The sequence below is a fragment of the Polaromonas sp. P3_B4 genome (assembly GCF_056402835.1).
Genome location: NZ_JBFUGQ010000001.1, coordinates 946,143 through 968,090 on the forward strand (window position 1 = coordinate 946,143; position 21,948 = coordinate 968,090).

At 60.2% G+C, this 21,948-nt stretch carries 24 protein-coding genes; 14 read left to right on the forward strand and 10 right to left on the reverse strand.

From position 1 onward, the window contains the following. Window positions 1-19: 19 nt before the first annotated feature. Window positions 20-619: a TetR/AcrR family transcriptional regulator gene (locus tag AC1DVV_RS04655; protein ID WP_477701898.1), complete on the reverse strand. Its 600-nt coding sequence runs from the start codon at window positions 617-619 to the stop codon at window positions 20-22. 132 nt (window positions 620-751) lie between these two features. Between AC1DVV_RS04655 and AC1DVV_RS04660 the strand changes: the two genes are divergently transcribed. The 8 genes from AC1DVV_RS04660 to AC1DVV_RS04695 all read left to right on the forward strand — a co-directional run bounded on the left by AC1DVV_RS04660 (window position 752) and on the right by AC1DVV_RS04695 (window position 8,990). Then, a complete protein-coding gene (locus AC1DVV_RS04660; RefSeq protein ID WP_457279770.1) occupies window positions 752-1,942 on the forward strand; it encodes an aminotransferase-like domain-containing protein in 1,191 nt (396 codons plus the stop codon). A 200-nt stretch (window positions 1,943-2,142) separates the two neighbouring features. Continuing rightward, window positions 2,143-4,020, forward strand: coding sequence for a hypothetical protein (locus tag AC1DVV_RS04665; RefSeq protein ID WP_477701899.1), 1,878 nt, complete (start codon window positions 2,143-2,145; stop codon window positions 4,018-4,020). A gap of 170 nt (window positions 4,021-4,190) precedes the next feature. Further along, window positions 4,191-4,679: a hypothetical protein gene (locus AC1DVV_RS04670; protein ID WP_477701900.1), complete on the forward strand. Its 489-nt coding sequence runs from the start codon at window positions 4,191-4,193 to the stop codon at window positions 4,677-4,679. A 24-nt stretch (window positions 4,680-4,703) separates the two neighbouring features. Next, a complete protein-coding gene (locus AC1DVV_RS04675; RefSeq protein WP_477701901.1) occupies window positions 4,704-5,966 on the forward strand; it encodes an MFS transporter in 1,263 nt (420 codons plus the stop codon). A 32-nt stretch (window positions 5,967-5,998) separates the two neighbouring features. After that, window positions 5,999-6,505 (forward strand): hypothetical protein, encoded by a 507-nt coding sequence (locus tag AC1DVV_RS04680; RefSeq protein ID WP_477701902.1) that lies wholly within the window; start codon window positions 5,999-6,001, stop codon window positions 6,503-6,505. A gap of 26 nt (window positions 6,506-6,531) precedes the next feature. Then, complete coding sequence (locus AC1DVV_RS04685; RefSeq protein WP_477701903.1) at window positions 6,532-6,906, forward strand: MFS transporter; 375 nt, start codon at window positions 6,532-6,534, stop codon at window positions 6,904-6,906. Between the two features lie 177 nt (window positions 6,907-7,083). Beyond that, window positions 7,084-8,286 carry an AAA family ATPase gene (locus AC1DVV_RS04690; protein WP_477707119.1) on the forward strand — a complete coding sequence of 401 codons (1,203 nt, stop codon included), beginning with the start codon at window positions 7,084-7,086 and terminating at the stop codon, window positions 8,284-8,286. Next, a complete protein-coding gene (locus tag AC1DVV_RS04695) occupies window positions 8,283-8,990 on the forward strand; it encodes a hypothetical protein (protein WP_477702759.1) in 708 nt (235 codons plus the stop codon). The genes AC1DVV_RS04690 and AC1DVV_RS04695 overlap by 4 nt, the downstream gene beginning before the upstream one ends. Window positions 8,991-9,016: 26 nt before the next feature. Here AC1DVV_RS04695 and AC1DVV_RS04700 read toward each other — a convergent pair whose 3' ends face one another. From AC1DVV_RS04700 to msrB, 4 genes are all read right to left on the reverse strand, one after another. Beyond that, window positions 9,017-10,081 carry a Vgb family protein gene (locus AC1DVV_RS04700; RefSeq protein WP_477702760.1) on the reverse strand — a complete coding sequence of 355 codons (1,065 nt, stop codon included), beginning with the start codon at window positions 10,079-10,081 and terminating at the stop codon, window positions 9,017-9,019. Window positions 10,082-10,186: 105 nt separating this feature from the next. Beyond that, entirely contained in the window at window positions 10,187-10,411 is a 225-nt protein-coding gene (locus tag AC1DVV_RS04705; protein ID WP_477702761.1) for a DUF3606 domain-containing protein, read from the reverse strand. Between the two features lie 207 nt (window positions 10,412-10,618). Beyond that, window positions 10,619-11,335: a peptide-methionine (S)-S-oxide reductase MsrA gene (gene msrA, locus AC1DVV_RS04710; protein WP_477688987.1), complete on the reverse strand. Its 717-nt coding sequence runs from the start codon at window positions 11,333-11,335 to the stop codon at window positions 10,619-10,621. 2 nt (window positions 11,336-11,337) lie between these two features. Continuing rightward, entirely contained in the window at window positions 11,338-11,835 is a 498-nt protein-coding gene (msrB, locus tag AC1DVV_RS04715) for a peptide-methionine (R)-S-oxide reductase MsrB (protein ID WP_477688988.1), read from the reverse strand. A 530-nt stretch (window positions 11,836-12,365) separates the two neighbouring features. Here msrB and AC1DVV_RS04720 point away from each other — a divergent pair. Then, window positions 12,366-14,810 (forward strand): penicillin-binding protein 1A, encoded by a 2,445-nt coding sequence (locus tag AC1DVV_RS04720; protein WP_477707120.1) that lies wholly within the window; start codon window positions 12,366-12,368, stop codon window positions 14,808-14,810. 108 nt (window positions 14,811-14,918) lie between these two features. Here the strand turns inward: AC1DVV_RS04720 and AC1DVV_RS04725 are convergent, their stop codons facing one another. Both AC1DVV_RS04725 and AC1DVV_RS04730 read right to left on the reverse strand, forming a co-directional pair. Further along, the gene (locus AC1DVV_RS04725; RefSeq protein ID WP_477702763.1) at window positions 14,919-16,013 is read right to left on the reverse strand and encodes an ROK family protein; all 1,095 of its coding nucleotides are present in this window, start codon (window positions 16,011-16,013) and stop codon (window positions 14,919-14,921) included. Between the two features lie 176 nt (window positions 16,014-16,189). After that, window positions 16,190-16,402, reverse strand: a complete 213-nt coding sequence (locus AC1DVV_RS04730; RefSeq protein WP_477702764.1) for a CsbD family protein — start codon at window positions 16,400-16,402, stop codon at window positions 16,190-16,192. A 256-nt stretch (window positions 16,403-16,658) separates the two neighbouring features. On the opposite strand from AC1DVV_RS04730, the gene AC1DVV_RS04735 reads away from it, so the two are divergent. Beyond that, window positions 16,659-17,108 carry a surface-adhesin E family protein gene (locus tag AC1DVV_RS04735; RefSeq protein ID WP_457278742.1) on the forward strand — a complete coding sequence of 150 codons (450 nt, stop codon included), beginning with the start codon at window positions 16,659-16,661 and terminating at the stop codon, window positions 17,106-17,108. Window positions 17,109-17,225: 117 nt separating this feature from the next. Then, complete coding sequence (locus AC1DVV_RS04740) at window positions 17,226-17,876, forward strand: FHA domain-containing protein (protein ID WP_457278741.1); 651 nt, start codon at window positions 17,226-17,228, stop codon at window positions 17,874-17,876. Window positions 17,877-17,902: 26 nt separating this feature from the next. Here the strand turns inward: AC1DVV_RS04740 and AC1DVV_RS04745 are convergent, their stop codons facing one another. Beyond that, window positions 17,903-18,673, reverse strand: a complete 771-nt coding sequence (locus AC1DVV_RS04745) for a DUF2726 domain-containing protein (protein WP_477667168.1) — start codon at window positions 18,671-18,673, stop codon at window positions 17,903-17,905. Window positions 18,674-18,935: 262 nt separating this feature from the next. On the opposite strand from AC1DVV_RS04745, the gene AC1DVV_RS04750 reads away from it, so the two are divergent. Next, window positions 18,936-19,295, forward strand: coding sequence for a translation initiation factor Sui1 (locus AC1DVV_RS04750; protein WP_477667169.1), 360 nt, complete (start codon window positions 18,936-18,938; stop codon window positions 19,293-19,295). 8 nt (window positions 19,296-19,303) lie between these two features. Continuing rightward, on the forward strand, window positions 19,304-19,513 hold the full coding sequence (locus AC1DVV_RS04755) for a DUF3820 family protein (protein WP_431096799.1): 210 nt from the start codon (window positions 19,304-19,306) through the stop codon (window positions 19,511-19,513). Window positions 19,514-19,522: 9 nt separating this feature from the next. On the opposite strand, the gene AC1DVV_RS04760 is transcribed toward AC1DVV_RS04755, so the two are convergent. After that, window positions 19,523-19,927 (reverse strand): RidA family protein, encoded by a 405-nt coding sequence (locus AC1DVV_RS04760; RefSeq protein WP_477649267.1) that lies wholly within the window; start codon window positions 19,925-19,927, stop codon window positions 19,523-19,525. A 150-nt stretch (window positions 19,928-20,077) separates the two neighbouring features. Here AC1DVV_RS04760 and AC1DVV_RS04765 point away from each other — a divergent pair, with 150 nt between their 5' ends. After that, window positions 20,078-21,013, forward strand: coding sequence for a LysR family transcriptional regulator (locus AC1DVV_RS04765; protein ID WP_477702765.1), 936 nt, complete (start codon window positions 20,078-20,080; stop codon window positions 21,011-21,013). A 134-nt stretch (window positions 21,014-21,147) separates the two neighbouring features. Here the strand turns inward: AC1DVV_RS04765 and AC1DVV_RS04770 are convergent, their stop codons facing one another. Then, a complete protein-coding gene (locus AC1DVV_RS04770; RefSeq protein ID WP_477688994.1) occupies window positions 21,148-21,387 on the reverse strand; it encodes a hypothetical protein in 240 nt (79 codons plus the stop codon). Window positions 21,388-21,948: the final 561 nt, after the last annotated feature.

Here is a 21,948-nt window from a genome sequence, read left to right on the forward strand (position 1 = left end):
TTGAAATCGGGAAGGTGTTTCAGGGGGCCATGGCCATCCAGGCCGCGTGTTCCAGTGCGGCCCTCACTTTGGGTGTGACGGCCGGGGTGGGCTGGCTGACCCAGCCCTGCGTAAGCGACATCGCCGGTGAAAACATCAGCGCCATCCACAGGTGAAAAGGCATGGCCCGCATCTCGCCGGCCTCCACCTGCTGCGCCACCCAGGCCCTCAGCGTGGCAAAGGCCTGCTCATTGGCCGCGTCGATCTCGGCGCCGCCTGCCATGTCGCCGCCGCGCCGCAGCGTGTGCAGCAGCCGTGCCTGGTCGGGGTGTTGCAGCACCCACTGGATGTACGCGCGCATCAGGCCCTTGACGCCGGCCTGGGCAGAGGCCTTGCCGCTGATGGGCTGCATCAGCGCCCCATGGAAATCGCGCAGCGTGTGCGCATACAGCGCATCGGCCAGCTGTGCCTTGGTGGGAAAGTGGTGGTACAGGCTGCCGTTGCTCACGCCCGCCTCCTGGCGAACCATGTCCATCGAGGCCGCCGTGAAGCCGTGTTCGAGAAACACCTTGGTGGCGGCGTCCAGCAGGCGCTCCCGGGTGGAGAGGGCGGCAGCGGCAGGGGGTGTGGCAGAACTCATGACTAGAGTATTACTCTAGATTGATACTCTGTCAACTTCCCTGCGACCGCAGGGCAACCGGCGGTCCAGGCCGCAGGAAACCTGCGCGCAAATTGGCGACAATACAAAACAGAAAGCGAGACCCCCATGCCACTGCAATTTGCCGACCGCCTCAACAACGTTGAAACCTCCGCCATCCGCGAACTCTTCAAATTGCTGGGCAAGCCCGGCATTGTCAGCTTTGCCGGCGGCTTTCCGGACCCCGCCATGTTCGACGTGGCCGGCATCCAGGAGGCCAGCAACAAGGCCCTGAACGAAGAACCCGGTGGCACGCTGCAATACGGCGCCACCGAAGGCTACGGCCCGCTGCGCGAACAGCTCGCCGCCTTCATGGCCACCAAGGGCGCCAAAGACGTCGCCCCCGAAAACCTCATCGTTACCACCGGCAGCCAGCAGGCGCTTGATTTGCTCGGCAAAACCATGATCTCCCCCGGCGACAAGGTCATCGTCGAAGGCCCCACCTTCCTGGCCACCATCCAGTGTTTTCGCCTGTACGGCGCAGAACTCATCAGCGCGCCGATTGACGCCCATGGCGTCAAAACCGACGAGCTCGAACAACTCATCGCCCAGCACAAGCCCAAGTTTGTGTATTTGATTCCCACCTTCGGCAACCCCAGCGGCGCGCTGCTCAGCCTGGAGCGCCGCAAGAAGGTGCTGGAGATGGCCGTTAAATACCAGACGCTGATCGTCGAAGACGACCCGTATGGCGACCTTTACTTCGGCGAGGCACCACCACCCTCACTGCTCGCCCTGAGCGCCGGCGTGCCCGGCAGCCGCGAGCTGCTGGCCCACTGCGGCTCACTCAGCAAAGTGTTGAGCCCAGGCCTTCGCGTGGGCTGGATGATCGCTCCCGCCGAGCTGCTGGCGAAAGCCACCATGTGCAAGCAGTTCAGCGACGCCCACACCAGCACCTTCGCCCAGGCCACCGCTGCCCAATACCTCAAGGCCGGCCGCATGCCCGCCACGCTGACCCATGTGCGCAAGGTGTACGGCGAGCGCGCCAACGCCATGGGCGCCGCGCTCAAGCGCGAGCTCGGCGACGCGATTGAATTCACCCAGCCGCAAGGCGGCTTGTTCTTCTGGGCACGCCTGACGGGCGCGGGCGGCAAAAGCAAAGACGCCGGCGAGTTCGCCAAAAAAGCCATTGAGCAGCTCGTGGCCTTTGTGCCCGGCGCGCCGTTCTACGCCAGCAACCCGGACCTGGCCACGCTGCGGCTGAGCTTTGCCACCGCGGATGTGGCGAAGATTGAAGAGGGTGTGGGGCGGTTGGGCAAGGCGCTTTGATGAGATAGCCTGAGGTCAGCTGGGTGGGTTGGGCGGGGTAGACAAGCAAAAAATAGATAAGCGGTGGAGGGGAAAAAATGCGCTTCGTTAAAACATGGGCTTTGGTTTTTTTGCTTGCGAGCCAAAGCGGCTTCGTATGGGCGGGGGATGCGGTTCGGGCTTTCGCTTCGGAACTGATGCTTCATGAAAGCAAGCAGGTGATGCAGCCAGACCGCCCGCTGAAATATTCAGATCCGGAGGGTGGTGCCGCGTTGCGCGCATTGCTGGCGCCGGCAAGGGCCAAAGTCGTCATGGACGACTATTTTGTGGAATTTCCAAAAAGTATTGGCCAGCCGGACATTCCGAAACTGATCGGGCCTCTCGTCAAGCGCTATGAGAAAGCTTTCAATGCAGACCCCCGCGCGTATGAAGAGGAATACCTCGATGCCTTGAACTGGATGGTCATTCCTATCGAAGGCGCCAGCAAGGCAGCCTCCACAAACATGAAAGAAAACGCGGCAGCAGGCGGACCCGATGCGGAAGCCGCGCAAAAAATTCTTGAGACATTGCAAGGTCTTTCAGACAGCATGATGAAACTTGTTGCGCAAAGCATCAGGGACAAGGCCAACAGCGGCGTCTATAGCCCAGCGGGCAAAGCGCGTGCACTTTCCATGGCTGACCGTGTGGTTGCCACCCTGCGACCTGCGCCGCCAGCGCAAGCCCGATTCGCCCAGCAGGCACCCGCCGCGGCAGTGAGCCCCCGCGACATCGAAGAACGCTTTTCGCGCCAGTCGCTCTTGGCCCCAGATGCGCTGGAACAGTTGCAGCGCTGCAATGCTGGTGTTCCGCGGCAACGCTATGAGGAACTCGTTGAAAACACCCAAAAGGGCAAAACCGTCACCGGCTTTATGGGGCAGGCGGGCGCCTCTAAGCTGGTGGGAATCGCGGACCAGTTCTGGACCTGCATCGGCTTCAGCCCTGCCGGGCATGCCATCTTGCCGGTGGAAGTCTTGCGCAACACGGTCGTGACGGTCGGCGCCACCCGCGCCGGCCTTGTCAATTGGCGGCGCCAGTTGTTGGCGGAACTGGCCACTTACGGAAAAGCCCAGGGCCTGATTGAGCTGCGCAGCGGCAACGCCTACGCGGTGTCCTATACGCTGACTCGCGATGGCGGGGTGACCTTGTCCTACGACTCCTCGCTGTTGAAGCCAGGCAGCTACAACAGGGCCGACTACAGGGCCGTGATTTCAGAGCCGCCCATTAGCAACGTGATGACCCGCTACGTCGGGGAAAGCAAGACAAAAAGCGGCGCCACGCTTCTGGCTCCGCTGGCGCGTGCGCCGCTCACCAGCGACGGCTACATCCCGATCGTCGGAACCGCGGCTACCGCAGCGGCCAACTTTGCAGGCAGCGTATGGAAGTCGGAGGCGTTGCAGGTGCCGGGAAACATACTCCGCCTGAACCCGGACGGCGTTGCCATTTACCAGATGCCCAGGTCGTCAGACACCGGCCAGTGGAAGGTGGCTGGCAACGTCTTGCAGGTGTCTTTGAAATCTGATGTTCATTACTCGCTTGCACTCACCGAAGACGGCCGGTTTTTGCAAGGAGAGCTTCGCCGGCAAGAGCTCCCACGGCCCGTCCACATACCCGGTGTCCCTGTGATTCCCCAGGATGATGATTTCGATCCCGAACTGCGCTTCAAGATATCGCGGCTGTACCGCGAGTCTGATACCGAACAAGAAAAAGTCGTTACCGCCAGGCGAGATGCGGCAAAGCAATCTGCCGGCCTTGCTGTGCAAAAGCTGGTTGCCAGGGCCGAAGAGCAAAAGACGCAGATACTGGCCGAAACCTCCGAGCAAGAGGCCAAAGAGCAGGCCTTCGAAACCGCCCGCAGTGGCAAGCCAGAAAACACATGGCGAGTGTGTTCTGGCTCTCTGTATTCCGACCTCCTGACTGCGAAGTTCACCTCCGCGGCGACGGCTGCAGAATTTTCCGGCAAAAGCGTCGGTGAGATTTGCTATGCATGGCTGGGCACGCGCAAAGAGTGGAAGGCCACCATTCTTCAGCAGGGGTGCAACGGCCGTTGCGCGATGCAGTGAGGGGTGCATGACGTACAACTGGCACAGTACAGCTCGCAGTACAACCAGTGCGCGCCGCGCCCGCATAGGCGTAACACACACGCGCTTTCGCACTTTGGCCGAGTCCTTTGCGAGTACCTGTATCCGCGGGCGGTGTCGCACGATAGATCGACTAATTAAAAAAGGCGCTTGTGAGTGACTACCAGCCGGATTCTTTCACCAACCCCGGGCCACAAGGCGGCGGTATGAACGCAGACGCTTACCCCGCGCCACCCCAATTGCATTGGGCTTTGGTGCTGCTGTTTACGCTCCTCACGCTTGGGGTCTTCATGATCGTCTGGATGTTCGTCCAATCCACCTGGGTGCGAAAAATCAATCCGGCGTCGAATGCGACCACCCAATTCGTCATTTATGTCCCGCTGGCCATCTTTGCCCAGATACTGTTTGAAGGCTCAGACAATCTCAAGGGGGTTGGTTTTCTCTTGATGCTCGTGTCGTATGTGATCTTCTATTTCGGGGCTTATTCCATTCGAAGGTCCATGCTGAATCACTACAACAGCGTTGAACCCATGCAGCTTGAGCTTTCAGCGGCCATGACTTTCCTCTTCAGCACCTTCTATTTGCAGTACCACATGACCCGTATTGCGCAATGGAAATCTGCTTCCAAGTTGGCCATATAGCAGCTCCCGGGCCCGTTTACCTTCATGACTCCTGCCGCCGCGCACAGCGCTATCCACACCAGCATTTCCCCCGCCGTCCGGCGCTCCATCCTTCTTCTTTCATTTGGCACCTTTGCCAGCATGATGGCCCAGCGCATTTGCGACGCCATGCTGCCTGAGTTGTCGCGCGTGTTTGCCGTCAGCCTGGCCCAGGCAGCGCAGGTCGTGTCGATATTTGCCATGACGTATGGCGCGTCGCAGCTTTTTTACGGCCCATTGGGCGACAGGCTGGGCAAGTTTCGCGTCGTCACCTTTGCCACGCTGGGCTGCAGCATCGGCAGCCTTCTGGCCGTGTTTGCGCACAGCCTTGATGTGCTGCTGTTTGCCCGCATGCTGATGGCGCTGGGCGCCGCGGCGCTGATTCCGCTGGGCATGGCCTGGGTGGGCGACAACGTGCCCGCCGACCAGCTGCAGGAAATGCTCACACGTACCGGCCTGGGCAGCACGCTGGGCATTGTGTGCGGCCAGCTGATTGGCGGCCTGCTGACCGATGCACTGGGCTGGCGCTGGTCCTTTGTTTTTATGACCGTGCTGTTTGCCGTGGTCGGCACGCTGCTCTACGTTGACCTGCGCCGCCAACATGCCGCGCAACGCGCCGAGGGCAAAGACCCGGCCGCCGCACCCCGCCAGCCCGTGCAGCGCACCCACTTCGTCACGCAGGCGCTGGAAATCATTACCGGCCGCTGGTCACGCGTCGTGTTGATCATGGCGGTGATAGAAGGCGCCGCCGGCTTTGGTGTGCTGGCCATCTGGGCCTCGCACCTGCACCATACTTTGGGCTTGTCGCTTTCGGTGTCCGGCGCCATCGTGGCGCTGTTTGGTCTGGGCGGCGTCGGGTACATGGCCGCAGGCCGCCCGCTGATACGCCGCTTTGGCCAGCACGGCCTGGTGATTCTGGGCGGCGCGATGCTCGGCGTCAGCGCCCTGGTGCTGGCCTACACCCCGCACTGGGCCCCGGCCATTCCGGCCAGCCTGGTGGGTGGGTTTGGTTTTTTCATGTTCCACAACGTCATGCAGGCCAACGCGACGCAGATGGCGCCGCATGCGCGCGGCACCGCCGTCTCGATGTTTGCTTCTTTTCTGTTCCTGGGCCAGTCCATCGGCGTGGTGCTGGCTGCAAGTTTGATCGCCCGCATTGGGAGCAGCGCAGTGGTGGCGCTGGGCGGGGCGGTGATGGCGGCGGAGGGGGTTTACTTTGCCTGGGCGTTGAGAAGGCGAGACAGCAAGTCATCTTTGCAAGTCAAATAGACTCTGGAGAACTTCAATTGAAAGTATCGAATATGACCAACTCGTTTTTCAGTGCTGGAATCATCACGCTGATGGTGCTCGGTTTTACCCCTGCGGCTCATGCTCAACTAGCGGTTGCTTCAGGAAACTACGAGAACGATCTCGGCCAGTTGTATGGCGCAGCTCAATCGTTGGGAGCCATCAAAGACCTGTGCGCTGAAGAATTTCCTGAGCACAAGGCCAAAAATGAAGCCGCTTACGCCGCTTGGCGGGCAAGGTCGGCGCCCCTTCTGCAAGAAGTGGAAAGCAATATGTCGGCCATGATTGAGCGGGAGACCAAAGGTGATCGCGCGAAGGCCGACGCGGTTCGCGCGCAGCTCGATCGAAGGATTGTTGAGTTCAAGGCTAATCAGAGGCGCACTGTGTTTTCGAGCGACCCCGCGCGAGCCCGAGAGCGTTGCGCCGCCTATCCCGCGCTCATTACTTCTCCAACCTGGGACTTTGAGAAATCCATGGCGGGGCAAGTTGCCACTATGCGCAAAGGCACGGTGAAGCCTTAGCAAGCGGGCTAAGAAGGCGATGACCATTGCCGCCCGCTGTTCGCCACTTCGGCATGGTCATCATCGGCGGCGCCTTGTTGGGTGTCAGCGCGCTGGTGTTGGCCTACACCCCGCGCTGGGCCCCGGCCATACCCGCCAGCCTAGTGGGCGGGTTCGGCTTTTTTATGTTCCACAACGTCATGCAGGCCAACGCGACGCAGATGGCGCCCCATGCGCGCGGCACGGCCGTCTCGATGTTTGCTTCTTTCCTGTTTCTGGGGCAGTCGATTGGTGTGGTGCTGGCTGCCAGTTTGATTGATCGCATTGGGAGCAGTGCGGTGGTGGCGTTGGGCGGGATAGTGGTGGTGGTTTGCTTTGCTTCGGTGTTGAGTACCCGGGATGTCATTAGTCCTCCGGGTTGAGACTTCCGAGGGGGACTGGGTACTACTAAGATCCGGCGAGTTTATTTCCGCGGATGAGGCCGGCTGGCCAGCCGAGACCGATGTGCCGAATTGCGAGCTTTAGTGTTAAAAGAGGTGATTGGCCATAATTCGAACCTCTCGAGTTATGCAAATCTGAGTGAGCGTTTGGAGAAAATTATGGCTAGCAAAAAAGTGAAACTGAAAGACGAGGTTCGACCGGTTGCACTTCCGGTGCCAATACGGCTTGAGTCTCTGTCTTTTACTGAGTTTCTCAATGATCCGAAAGAGTGGCGGTTGGAGGAAATCACATTCGACCAGATTAATCTGATAGTGGGCAAGAACGCATCAGGAAAATCTCGTCTACTAAATGTTATCGCTGGGCTAGCAAACATGCTAAGTGGCCGTTTAGCGAACGTATTTCAAAGTGGGAAATATGTAGGTACTTTTTCAGCCGGAACAAAAAAATATCAATACTTTCTTGAGACAGAAGCAGGCAAGGTCACTCAAGAAAAGCTGGTGCTCAACGATACGCTGCTGTTGGATCGCGGTAAAGACGGCATCGGAAAGATATGGGCAGAAAAAATTCAGCAGATTATTGATTTCGAAACTCCGCCTAATCAGATAGCTGCACGATCCCGACGCGACAGCATTCAGCATCCTTTCCTGGAAGATTTGCACACTTGGGCCTCTTTGCTTAGGCACTACCAGTTTGGCACCTCTCTCGGCAAAGATCGCCTACTTTTAATAACGGACTTGCAACTCAGCGAGGGGCGCACAGTGGTGCATTCAGAAGCGAATGATCTATTGAAGCTTTACGCTACGGCTTTCGAAGAGTTTGGTGCGGAGTTCGATCGAGCCATTCTGCGTGATCTCAGACTATTGGGTTATGACTGCACTGCCGTTGACGTAGAGCCTGTGGATACAGCCACAATTCAATTTCAAGGCATCGCGCCAATGTGGCTGACTGTCCAAGAGCGCGGGCTGACAGCGAAGACAAATCAAATAAACATGTCTCAAGGCATGTTTAGAGCGCTGGCCTTGGTTATTCATTTGAACTACTGCATCTTCAGCAAAACTCCGAGGACTGTTCTCGTTGACGACATAGGAGAAGGATTGGATTTTTCAAGAGCCCAGTCTTTCATATCACTTTTAATAAAACATTCAAAAGCAAATGCACTTCAACTGGTGATGACCTCAAATGACCGATTCGTAATGAATGGCGTTCCTCTGGATTACTGGGGTGTCATAAAACGCGTCGGCTCTACAGTGCACCTTACTAACAAGAAGAATTCACCAAAAGTCTTTGAAGATTTCAGCGATCTTGGCCTCAATAATTTTGATTTTTTTGCCACTGAATTTTTTGAGGATGGATTGAAGTGACTACAAAGAAAATGGCTGTATTTGTTGAAGGTCAGACAGAGCAGTTATTTCTTAAGGAGTTTATTGACCAAATCGCGGGTCAAGGAAATATTGGTTTTGAATGCCATAGTTCAGGTTCAATTTTGAGGTTGCAGCAACTGAAAGAGGTGCACGGAGAGAGACACAAAGTCTTAATCTACGACTGCCGTGGTGACGAAGTGGTGAAATCAGTCCTTCTCGAGCATCGACCCAATCTTGTCCGTGCTGGATACTCGATGATTCTGGGGCTTCGGGATCTTTATCCCAAGTCGCTAGCGGAATTGGGTCGTGTTAAAGCTCGATTGAGCTATGGCGTTCCGACCGCGGATGTCCCTACACATATGCTTTTGGCGGTTACTGAGATCGAGGCTTGGTTTCTTCAGGAGGCCACTCATTACGCCAAAATTGATTCATCGCTGGACATTAAGACATTCAAAGCTAAATTTGGGTTTGATCCTTTGACAGACTGCGCTGAGTCGGTCTTAGCCCCCGCGCAATTGCTGCACTCTATATATTCCAGCGCAGGTAAGGCGTATAAAAAAACTCGCAATCATGTGCAACGGACAATTGGGGCACTTGATTACGAGGATCTATATCTAACTTGTGCAGGGAAAATGCCTCATCTTTCAGAATTCGTAGGGCATATTGAGAATTTCCTAGCGCCAGATTTTTCTGATGTAGCCTAGGGGGATTTTTTTGGTTGCTCGGCCTTTCACCCCGTCTTAACCACCGTCACAAACTCCGTCCCACTCTCAGGCAACCAAACCTCCCCGGGCCGGCCCAGTATCTGCCGCACACTTGCCGCAGAACGCGGCATGGTGATCACCTCAAACTTCTCCGTCGCCGGGTCAAAGCGCAAGAGGGCGTTGCTGCTCCACTCTGAGGCCCAGACGATGTCTTTGTGGTCAACGTACACAGCGTAGATATGCGGCTCGGTGCCGGGTGCCTTCCAGGCGCGCCAGCTGCTGGGGCCTGTGCCCAGCGCGGGGTCGTGCATTGAGAGGTTGCCGCTGTTCCATTCCGATACCCAGATGCGGCCCCTGCTGTCTGACCAGACGCGGCGGGCGCCCTGGCGTGGGGTGGGTGGCTCGACGATGCGTGACTCGCCTGTCTTGCGGTCCAGCTGCGCGATGAAGGAGCCGGCCAGGGAGCACCACCACACATCGCCTTTGGGTGTGGCGCAGATGCCGTAGGGGCCGCGTCCGCGGGGGGACTCTTTCACGGTGACGGTGCCGGCGCGCACCTCTACCTTGCCGACGTAGCCGCTTTGGCCGGTGAACCAGAGGTTGCCGTCGCCATCGAAAGCGCAAGTGTTGAGGTTGGCGTACGGTGTGCCGGCGGGCAGGGGGAAGACTTTGACTTCGCGCGTAGGCCAGGCCACGCGGGCAATCGCGTTTTGCCCGCCGTCGGTCAGCCAGGCTGCGCCGTCGGGCCCGGCAATGACGCCGTGGGGTGATGAGCCGCTGCCCAAAGCCACCAGGTCTGACTTGCCGGTGCGTGGGTCAAACCAGCCGAGGTGGCCGCTGCGCTGGGCCGAGAACCACACGCCGCCGTCGGGTGCGGGTGCGATGTCGTGAATGCCGGTGAAGGTGCGGGCGTTGAGCGGCCACGATTGCAGGCGCACGGTGCCGGGTGTTTGCGCATGGGTGGCGGCCGGCAAACTGAAACCGGCCAGAGCCGCCAAACTGGGCAGGGCCACCAACGCGGTGCGCCGGTTGATCTGGGTTGCGTCTGATTGTTGAGGAGCGTGGGATGAAGCGGGTGTCTGCAATGCCATGGCAAAACCTCCTGCGCATCTTGCTGCATGCGCTGAACACGGTGAACGGCGGTGAAGGGTGGTGTCTCTCTGGCATTTTGGCGGCAATGCGCGCCGCCATCAAGCTCACTTGTCTGTACTCAACTCATGCACGCGGTCTGCGTTGGTGGTGCTGCGGGCGCCCTTGAGGTGCAGCTCTACGTTGGCGGCTTTGTCGCCCACGGCGGCGATGGCTTCACGGAGCTGGTCGTTGGTTACGTCCAGCTTCTTCATCCACTGTTCGGTGCCGGGTTTGTCGTTCAGGTTGATGCGGTCGGGCTGTACGCCTGGCTGCTGGTGGGTACTCGTCATGGTGGTCCGCTCCTTTCCAGCTAAGGTAAAAGACCACATTAACGCGCTCAGAACCATACGTTTGTAGGCCATTGCCGACATCAGCAAGGGGTGAATGCAGGTCGCATCGTCGGCCAATAACCGCTATGCGGCCATTGCCGGCGGGAAATGGCCGAAAAACGGCGAGAAGACGCGCCCGCTACGGCGGCGTGCGGCCCTTTGCTACGCCTACTTGCCGGCCTGCGATACCAGCACGGGCTTCTCGCGGTAGACCTCGGGCATCACGGTCTTCAGGTTGGCGATCTTGGGCAAGTCAAACCTTGCGATGTAAGGCTGGTTGGGGTGCAGGGTGGCGTAGTCCTGGTGGTAGGCTTCTGCGGGGTAGAAGGCGGCGAGCGGCGCGAGCTGCGTCACGATCCTGTTCGGGAAGGCCTTGGCGGCGTCGAGCTGGGCGATGTAGCTTTCGGTCACCTTCTTTTGCTCGGCGTCTTTGTAGAACACGGCAGAGCGGTATTGCGTGCCGCTGTCGGGGCCCTGGCGGTTGAGTGTGGTGGGGTCGTGCGCCACAGAGAAGTAAATCTGCAGCAGCTTGCCGTAGCTGATTTTTTTCGGGTCGTAGGTGATTTGCACGGCCTCGGCGTGGCCGGTGCGACCCGAGCCGATCTGCTCATAGGTGGCAGTGGCTTTGTCGCCGCCTGAATAGCCCGAGACGGCGTTGAGCACACCGTCGGTGTGCTGAAACACGGCCTGCACGCCCCAGAAGCAGCCGCCGGCAAACACGGCGGTGGCGGTGCCCGCCTGTGCGGTGGCTGTGGCGTCCACCGCAGGCGCGGGCAGCTTCACGGCTTTTTCTTCCGCAGCGCGGGCGCTGGTGCCCATGCCCCCGCCAATGAATGCCCACGCGGCCAATGCCACAGCGCCCAGGGTGAAAAGGTATTTGTTCATTTTTAGGCTGCCTTGAAGTTAAGGGCCACGCCGTTCATGCAATAGCGCAGGCCGGTGGGTTTGGGGCCGTCGTCAAACACATGGCCCAGGTGCCCGCCGCAGCGGCGGCACAGCACCTCGGTGCGTTTCATGAAGAGGGTGGTGTCGGTTTCTTCGACCACGGCGTTGCTCATGGCTTGCCAGAAGCTGGGCCAGCCGGTGCCGCTGTCGAATTTGGTGGTTGACGCGAAAAGGGGCAGGTCGCAACCGGCGCAGCTGAAAACGCCGGCGCGCTTTTCTTTATTGAGCGGGCTGGTGAAGGGCGTTTCAGTGCCGGCCTTGCGCAGCACGCGGTACTGGTCGGGCCGCAGCAGCTTTTGCCATTCGGCTTCGGTGCGGGTGACTTCATAAGCGCGCGCGGCCGCGTGGGCGGGTGCCGACGCCAGCAGCCCGCGCAGGCCGGCGGCCATGGCGGCGGAGAGGGCGCCCAGTTGGAGCAGGGAGTTTCTGCGGGTCATCATGCGTTGGCCTTTTGCTGTGGTGGTTGGTATGGCTTGGAGGTATGACGGTTGGTCGGCGTGGCGAGGCGTTTCTTACGGACGATGACGGCCTGGGCGAAAGATTGGATGACGCCGAGCCGGTTCAGTTCCGGGAGGGTGAGTAAGACGGGCAGGTTGAATTTGCTATCAATAAAATAGCTGCTTGCGCTTGTCCCTATTGGGCTGGAGGCCGATTTGATGCTTGAAAATGACGCTGTGAGCGTCGAAATTGGCCCCAAAAGTGACCGCAGAGCCCAAAACGGCTGAAAACAGGCAAAAAAGGGGCAAAAACAGGGCAAAAAAAGGCCCAAAATGCCTCCAAAACTGCCCTGCAGGGCACTATCAAAACAATAGCTGCTTGCGCTCGTACCTATTGGGCTGGAGGCTGATTAGGTACTTGAAAAATAGCCTCCTGCACGCCACGAAGCGGCGCTTCCCTATGGCGTGCGTTTTCCGCAGCGCCGCAGTCCTACAGGCCCGTTTACGCCTCCCATTTAGACTTGCAGGCAATGATGAAACAGCTCCTGACCCAACTTCGCGACTTTGCGGCCACCATTCCTGACCGCTTGCGCCACCCCACCAAACGCGGCGTGCTGCTGACCCTGGCGGCCATTCCGGCGCTGGTGTTGCTGTATGTGCTGATCCTGATTCCGTTCACGCCCAGCATCAACGACCTGCTGAAAGCCAAAACCGCCAAGCCCTCGGTGGTGATGTCGTCTGACGGCCAGGTGCTGGCGGTGTTCAAGCGGGCCAACCGCGACTGGGTGAAGCTCGAAGACATTTCGCCCAGCGTGGTGGACGCGCTGGTCGCCACGGAAGACCACCGCTTTTACGACCACCACGGCCTGGACATCAAGCGCACGGTGTCGGCCGTGCTGCACACGGCCGCCGGCAAGACGCAGGGCGGCTCGACCATCACGCAGCAGCTGGCGCGCAACCTCTACCCGGAAGAAATCGGCCGTTCGTTGTCGATCACGCGCAAGCTGAAAGAAGCCATCACGGCTTTCAAGATAGAGGCGGTTTATTCCAAGGACGAAATCCTGGAGAGCTACCTCAACACCGTGCCCTTTTTGTACAACGCCTACGGCATTGAAATGGCGGCGCGCACCTACTTCGACAAATCCGCCAACGAGCTGGACGTGCTGCAAAGCGCCACGCTGGTGGGCATGCTCAAGGGCACGGCCTACTACAACCCGGTGAACAACCCCGAGCGCGCCATGCAGCGCCGCAACACGGTGCTGGCGCAGATGGTCAAGCACGAGAAGCTGCCCGTAGCCCAGCTGGAGGCACTGAAAAAGAAGCCGCTGCGCATCGACTTCGAGCGCCAGGACGAAGAGCTGGGCTCGGCGCCGCACCTGGCGCAGCAGCTGCGCCGCTGGCTGATTGAATGGGCCGACCGCAACGACTACAACATTTATGCCGACGGCCTGGTGCTGCGCAGCACCATTGATTCACGCCTGCAGGACATGGCCAACAAGGCGCTGGCGGTGCAGGTAGACCGCTTGCAAAAGACGGTCGCAGGTGACTGGCGCTTTAACTCGGGCTGGAAGGCCAAGAGCGGCGCGCCGCGCGAGCTGGCCCTGGCCTTCATACGCGACACCGCCGAATACAAGGCCCTGCGCACCAAGGGGCAGGCCGACGACCAGGCCACCAAGGCGCTGCTGGCGGACGCGGAGTTCATGCAAAACCTGAAGGACGAAAAAACGCGCTTGCAGGCCGGCTTCATGGCGCTGGACCCAACCAACGGCCAGGTCAGGGCCTGGGTGGGCAGCCGCGACTTTGCGCGCGACCAGTTTGACCACGTGCAGCAGGCGCGCCGCCAGCCGGGCTCGACCTTCAAGCCCTTTGTGTATGGCGCGGCGTTTGAAAACGGCGCCAAGCCGTCCGACGTGTACCTGGACGGTGAGGTGGAAATCCCGCTGGGGAACGGCGCTTTCTGGCGGCCGACCGACGGCGGCGGCCCCAGCGGCGAGATGATGACGCTGCGCCAGGGCCTGATGTTTTCCAAGAACACGATCACCGCACAGGTCATGCACGCGGTGGGCCCGGCCAATGTGGCCAGGCTGGCCAAGGCCATGGGCGTGCGCCAGAGCAAGCTGGAAGAAGTGCCCTCACTTGCGCTGGGCACCAGCCCTGTCACGCTGAGGGAAATGGTGGCGGCCTACGGCACGCTGGCCAATGACGGCCGTTATATAGAGCCCGTGATCGTTACCCGGGTAGAAGACCGCAACGGCAAGGTACTGGAAGCGTTTGAGCCCAAGCTGGCTGAAACCGTGATGCCGGCCACGGTGGCGCAGACGCTGCTGGACGTGATGCGCGGCGTGATCGACCAGGGCACGGGCGCTGCCATTCGCAGCCGCTACGGCATCCAGGCCGACGTGGCCGGCAAGACCGGCACGACACAGGGCAACACCGACGGCTGGTTCATCATGATGCACCCGCAGCTGGTGGCCGGCGCATGGGTGGGCTTTAACGACAACCGCGTGACCATGGCTGACAGCTATGGGCAGGGCGCCCGCAGCGCGCTGCCGATGGTGGGTGAGTTTTTCCAGGGCGCGATCAAGGCAAAAGTGATCGACGTAGCCCTGCGCTTCCCCGCGCCGGAAGGCGCAGGCGTGACGGACCAGGAGCGGCAGCGCATTGAAGCGCTGCTCAATGGCGCCGAGCCGCCGCAGGAAAGCCAGCCAGGCCAGACCGGTGACGGCGGCATGCCCCAGCCTTTGGGGCAACAGAGCATGTCAGGCGCTGCGGGAGGGCCGGCCACCGAGGGCGGCCCGCCGCGCGTGTGGCAGCCGGCGCCGGTGATCAAGTACATCACCGTGAACGGGCCTGCCGCAGACGGCACGCCGGGCGTGGTGCTGCCACCCGAGCAGCCGCGGCGTGTGCAGCCCGATGCTGCGGCGGAAAACACCGCCGTGCCGGGCGTGGTGGTGGGTGCGCCCATCGCTCCGCGCTAGCACTGTGCGCGGTGCGTGAGACTGCTATTAAATAGATAGCTGCTTGCGCTATTACTGATTGGGTTTCAGGCCTTTTTCTCTTGAATTGTTGCAACGCAGCGCGCGGCGTCAGCGTTTCGTTTTGCGCACCGCGTGCGGGCCGGTGTTGACAAAGCTGGCGTTGCCCAACCCGGTGCCCACCGTCAGCACGGCCCAGCGCTTCACGCCCTGCATGAAGGGCAGCTCAGACAGGCCTTGCACCACCGCATCGTTGTGCAGCCGCACCTGGGTGGTCTGGCCGTCCTGGCGCGGCAGCAGTTCGCTGAGGTCATGCGCCAGGTTAAAGCGCGGGCTTTCCCAGTTGCCGGGCAGGTTCTGCGCGCCGGTGGCGATGGAGCCGTCGTCGCAGATCATGCCGGGGCAGGCCACGCCGACAAACGGCGCCAGGGTGATGCCTTTTCTGTCGGCCAGGCGTTTGAGTTTTTTGAGCATGGCGGCAATGCCCTGCACCAGGTGTTCGCGGCGGGTCACGTCGTCGTCGCCGCGGTGGCCCCACTTTTCCAGGCCCGCCACGCGCACATCCGACAGGTCGGGCGACTTGCTCAGGCGTGGCCGCACAATGCCGCAGCGCACGTTGGTGCCGCCAATGTCTACCGCCAGGAAACCGCCGTATTGCGACAACAGTTCGGGCGGCGCCAGGTGCACCCAGCCGATCAGCCCGCCTTCGTCGGGGTGGTGGCGCAGCGTCATCAAATGCACGCGGGCGTTTTGCTGGTAGAGCAATTCGGCCGCGCGGTCGATGGCCAGTTCGCCCACCAGGCTTTGCTGAAAGCCGCCGCCCACCACAATGCGCTGCACGCCGTGCCATGTGGGATGCGCCAGAAAACGCCGCACCACACGCACCAGTTGCCAGGCGTAGTCTTCCGATGCCGCGGAAATCACGGCGGCGGCCTTGCCGTCGCGTTGAAGGAGCAGGTCGAGCCGCTTTTTGCTGATGGCGGGTGTGGGCTTGGTGCCCAGCACGTCTTCGCCGCTGATGCGGCGAAAAAGCCGGCGCCATACGTCCAGCATTTCGCTGTAGGCAACGCGGCTGACGGTGTCGCCCAGAAAGCGCTCGCCGTCGTGCAGTTCCAGGCTGTAGCCGTTGATCGTCACGGCAGGCAGCTTCAGCTGACCGTGCAACAGGTCATGAGGCAGGGAAGCGGGGGAGGCTTTGCGCGGCATGTGGGGGCGTGTGGTGCTGTGGTGAAAGGTTTCATCATGCGGGCGCGGCAGGCCGCCGGCTATCAGCCAACGCGCCTGAACGCGTCAGCCAATGGCTGGTGTACGCGGTGATTTGCGCGCAAAAAAACGGCCGGAAAGAGCCGGCCGATGGTGGGTTTGCAGCGTTTTATTGCTGCTTAGCGACCCAGGGGGTCGCGGTCTTTGTCCAGATCCTTCTGGATGTCTTCTGCGTTCTCACGTGCGTCGCCGGCGGCCTTTTGTGCCTTGCCCTGGAATTCACGGGCATGGCCCTTGGCCTGCTGCCCGGCATTGCCGACCAGCTTGCCGGTGTGTTCCTGCACTTCACCGGCAACTTCCTTGATCTTGCCTTTGACCTGGTCCTTGTTCATGGGATGTACCTTTCAGAGAGTTGCGTCATGGAAAATTCCATGCAGTTCAAGATAGCCCGCCGGCCCAGACCGCGCCGAAGGCATCGGGCCCATAGCCGTGTGGGTGTGTGCCTACAGGGCCTTTCGACGCGCGCCTGCTACGGGTCGGGAAACAGTTGCAACAGAACGTTCGTTGCGTCAGGATTAAACTGGCATTGCAGACAATGGACTGTGCTTTGAAGTGACCGTGCAGTGGAGGAAGGAAGAAAAAAGTCATATGAAGAAATTAGCCATCGTTTTAGGGGCCCTGGTGTCCGGGGCTTCCCTGTGGGGCGCGCCAGCCGCCCCCACCACATGGTTTACCGTGATGGGTGACCCGGCTGACCCGGCCGTCAACACCATTGAGGTAGACCCGACCCCCATTGCCGCCAACGGCGACATGCGGGCCATGCAGGTACGCGTAAGCCGCGCGCTGCAACGCACCAGCTGGGACGGCGTGCCTTACCGTTCGTATGTTTCCACCGTGTTGTTTGACTGCGCTGACAAGAGCGCCAAGTACGTCACGCTGGCGTTTTACGTGCAGCCCCTGTGGAAGGGTGAGCCGTACAAAACAGTGACTTACCCCAACGAAGTGGTGCGCCCCATGGAGTTCCGCGACGTGACGCCCAACCCGACCCAGCGCATCATTCGCGCTGCATGCGAAACCGGCAAAATTACCACCAATTAGCGGCCATGCTGCGGCGCTGGCGGGTTGTGCCCCGCTTGTGCCTTTAGGGCGCTCGGGCTACGATGGTTTGTCGCTTACGCATGGGGCTCCGGCGACTATCTTGAAGAAGGGTCTTGCATGCCGCAACTCATTGCAACGGTCGAAGGCGTCGAAATCAAGCACGTGTACCTGACGAACGACCGCACCACGCTGGGCCGCAGGCCCTACAACGACATCATCTTCGACAACCTGGTGGTCAGCGGCGAGCACTGCGTGTTCCTGCTGAAAGGCCTTGCGGACGTGTACCTTGAAGACCTGGGCAGCACCAACGGCACCTACCTCAACGGCCACATGGTCAAGTCGCGTGAGCTGCTGCACGACAACGACATCATCAATATCGGCAACTTCCGCATCCAGTACCTGGCCACCTCGCGGCATGAAGAAGAGGCTCCGCGCGAACATCAAACCACCGCCATGGCGCTGGACGCGATGGGCCTGCCCGGCACCAGCGGCACGATGCACGCGAGCCTGAAGGTGTTGTCGGGTTCGTCAGCGGGGCTGGAGGTGCCGGTGGTCAAGGCCGTTACCACCTTCGGGCAGCCCGGTGTGGCCGTGGTGTCGATATCGCACCGGCGCGACGGCTACTACGTGGCGCACATGGACGGCGAAAAGCCGCCGACCTGCAACGGCAAACCGATCGGCATGAAAGCGATTCCGCTGGCCCACCACGACATACTGAACCTGGCCGGAACCGAGATGGAGTTTTTGCTCAAGAGCGCCGAAGCCTGAGCGGGCCGGGCGGCGTGCAGGCTCGCTCAGATGGTCGAGTTGCTGATGCTGGTGGTGGGAAAGCCCATGGGCCTGCGCGAACTCCGTGGCCTGTAAGAAGGCGGCTCACCGGCCAGGCGCCAGGCAAAGGCCCGTGCCAGTGCCTTCAGCTTGAGCGTGGACTTCAGATGCAGCGGCGTCATGCCGGTGCGGGTCAGGTCCGATGCGTTGTTGGACACGCGTGACAGGCGGCGCTGCTCCAGCGCGGTGACGGGTTTGCGGGGCATGGCTGAGCGTGGCGTCTTTTTGATCGCCGCCTGCTCGGCGGCAGCACCGGTGAACTTTTCACGCAGCAGCGTGGCCTCGGGCCGCCGCTGGCTGTCCACAATCCAGTAGGGAATGCCGGCGCGGCCCAGCAGCTCGCGCTTGAAAGCATGCTTGCGGTCTGCCTGCTCGCCGCGCCCCAGCACATCGACGCAACCCAGCACAGCGCCTTTGCGGTCGGCCACGGCGCAGGCAAAGCTCACGGTGCTCAGCAGCGCCTGCCAGTGCGCGTCGCCGCCGCGGCTGTTGGGTTCAATAAAGCCGGTAAAGGGCACCTTGATCAATACATGGTGGTCCGGAAAAATGTCTGCCAGCCAGCGCCACACCGCGAGCTCGTCGCGACTGGTGAGCGGCTTGCGGCGCAGCGCGTGGTTGCGCGCCACCTTCTTGCGGGCCGACACCACATGCGACAGCCAGCGTTCATAGCCCAGCGCCCCCAGGGCCACGCTGCCCACAAAGATAAAGAAGCCGATCAAAAAAGAGGTGCCGGTCATGGTGCTGTCCTGGTGCTGGTACTGCGTTGATGTGCCGGGCCGATGCGCTGCCTGTTGTGATATGGGTGTATGACCCTGAGCGGCTGCGCGGCGCTGGCTGAAAATCCCAGCCGTGTTTATAAGGTACATTTTTCATTTTTCGGCAATATGGCCCAGAACATTTGTGAACGTTCGTATTAGGCCGTGCTGACCCGGCCGTGGTGACCACACTGCGGTGTTACCCGGCCAGAGCCACTTTCCACGCATCCCCTCCTTAAACTCCATGAAGAAACTCCCCACCAGCGGCGGCCTCGTGTATTCCACCGACGCGGGACGCATGTGCCCTGGCTGCCGCCAGCCGGTGTCCGCGTGCACGTGCAAGCAGCAGGCAACACCCAAGGGCGACGGTGTGGTGCGCGTCATGCGTGAAAGCAAAGGCCGCGGCGGAAAAACTGTCACCGTCATCAAGGGCCTGCCGCTGGACGCGCTGGCCCTGGCGCAATTGGGCAAACAGCTCAAAGCCGCCTGTGGTTCGGGGGGCACGGCCAAAGACGGCATCATTGAAGTGCAGGGCGACCACTGCGACACCGTCATGCAGGCCCTGCAAAAACAGGGTTACGCGCCCAAGCGGGCAGGAGGTTAGGGTTAGGCATGAAACCCGAAGACCTTCAGCTGCTGGTGACCCGCGAAATGCCTTTCGGTAAACACAAGGGCACCCTGATCGCCGACCTGCCCGGCAACTACCTCAACTGGTTCGCCCGCGAAGGTTTCCCCAAAGGCGAAATCGGCCGCCTGCTGCAGTTGATGCAGGAGATCGACCACAACGGGTTGAAGCCGCTGCTGGATCCGCTGCGGCGGTAGTCAAGTCACTCAATCACCGCGAGACTCTGGAAGCTTTGCAATCACCTTGATCTCAAACTGAAAGCCATAGAGCCAGGTCACGCCGACACCCGTCAGCGTAGGGTGCGGTGCGTTGCCCCAGTAGTCGGGCACCACTTTCCAGGCTGTCTCGAACACCGATTCCGGATCCACCATGAAGACGGTGACGTCGACCACGTCGTCGAAGGTGCAGCCTGCGGCCTTGAGGATGGCGTTCAGGTTGTCGAAGGCGAGCCGGACCTGAGCCTCCAGGTCGGGCTCGGGGGATCCGTCTTCGCGGCTGCCCACCTGCCCTGAAACGAACAGGAAGCCGTTGGACTTCACCGCCGGCGAATACCGGTTGCGTTCATAGAGGGCCTGGCGCCCGGGTGGAAAAACGACTTCACGCTGGGTCATAAAAATCTCCTTCATAAAGGGCCATGGTCGGCCCGTGGTTAACGATGAAAGAACTTTAAAAGGCTGCGCCTTTCGGATAAACAGGCAAGGCTAACCATCACTGTTCGTAAAATCCAAACAATCATCAACGTCACCGTATTTGGAGCAGAGATGGACCGTTTCGATGCAATGCAGGCATTCGCCCGCGTGGTGGAAGCAGGCAGCTTCACCAAGGCGGCCGAGACACTCCATATGAGCAAGACCAGCGTGACACAGCTGGTGCAGCAGCTGGAAGCGCGGCTGCGGGTCAAGCTGCTCAACCGGACCACACGCAAGGTCAATGTCACTGCCGATGGCGCTGCCTACTATGACCGGGTGGTGCGCGTCCTGGCCGAGGTGGACGATGCCGAGACCAGCCTGTCCAGCGCATCAGCATCGCCCAGGGGCCGGTTGCGGGTCGATGTACCCAGCCCCCTGGCCCGCATGATCCTGGTGCCGGCCTTGCCGGAATTTCATGCGCGCTACCCTGAGATCCAGCTCGACATGGGTGTCAGCGACCGCATGGTGGACCTGATCGGCGACAACGTGGACTGCGTCGTGCGCGGCGGCGAGCTAACCGATCAGTCGCTGATGGCCCGCAAGGTGGGTGACCTGCAGTTGGGGGTATACGCCGCCCCGGCTTACCTGGAGCGCGCGGGCACACCGTTGCACCCGCGAGAGCTGGAAGACACGCATCACCGCATCGTGGGTTTCCTGTGGGCGCGCACCGGCAAGGCTTTTCCGTACGCCATGCACTGCAAGGGCGAGAGCATCAAGGTGCAAGGCCGCCACCTGTTCGCATTCGATGACGGCAATGCCTACCTCGCGGCCGGGCTGGCGGGATTGGGAGTCCTCTGGCTGCCGGACTATATGGCGAAGGCGCACCTGGCTGGCGGCGAACTGATGCCCCTGTTCAAGGGCTGGCGCCTTGACCCCATGCCCCTGTATGTGGCCTTTCCGCCGAACCGGCATGTCAGCGCCAAACTGCGGGTGTTCATCGAATGGGTAGCCGGGCTGATGGCGCAGCATGCGCCTGTTGCCGGCCGAGATGGAACCCCCCCGATCTGAAGTGATCAAGGGTATTTATGAGTAGCCGAAACAAGGTATCACCCGTGGTTCTCCGGCTTTCAAACCGGCGAGGCGCATGACCCAGGTGGGTTAGGTTTCGATTTAAAAGCGGCCACCTTTAATCTGGCAGGCCTCTATTCAGGTAACTCCGATTCGAAACGTTCCAGCTCTTCATCGACTGTTCCACGGCTGTGGAAATCCCGATTTGCCTGGCCGTACCAGTACTCCGCATTTCCCAGGTCGCCCTCCTGAATATGCAGGATGCCGTGCAGCCAGGCGGCCAAATGCGATTGATCACTTTGCACGATACCGTGTGCCTCGTTCCATTGGCCTGAGCGCATATGAACCAGGGCTTGACGAAGAGTGGCCGTCATCGAAACCTCCTTGATTGGATATGGATGCATTGCTCATCTATCGAGATTTGAATGAGTGTTGCATTGCGTGGATGGAGTGGTCAGAAATCACAAATTTTTTGATCCCGATAGATTTTTCCATCGTGTAGCTTAGAACTAAATTGTTCAAGGCGTTGTGGGCGCGTCGGTGTTTACCCGGCCACCCTGTTATATGTGACAGGGGTGTCACTTCAAATTGTCATTTGATTCGCGTAGATTGATTTGCTAATCGCTCGCACTTCTGTGGACGGCTTACAAATTCACAACATCTGGTTCAATCTGTTCGCTTAGTGTCGCCGAGCTAAATAAAAATGAGAAGGGAGGTTATGAGTAGAGGGACGACTGATAAGCCGGGTACGCGACCGAAAAAGATCCGCTTGCCCTGATACAGCTTCCAAAATTTGAATGCTGCGGGTGCCCATTGTTCGAGCCTTGGTTGACCGAGTGACGGTCGATGCGGTCCATGACAAAAAAGCCCGGCACGATTTTTCCCGGTGGTACCGGCCCTGAAGACTAAGCAGATCGACATTGACGGAAAGATGA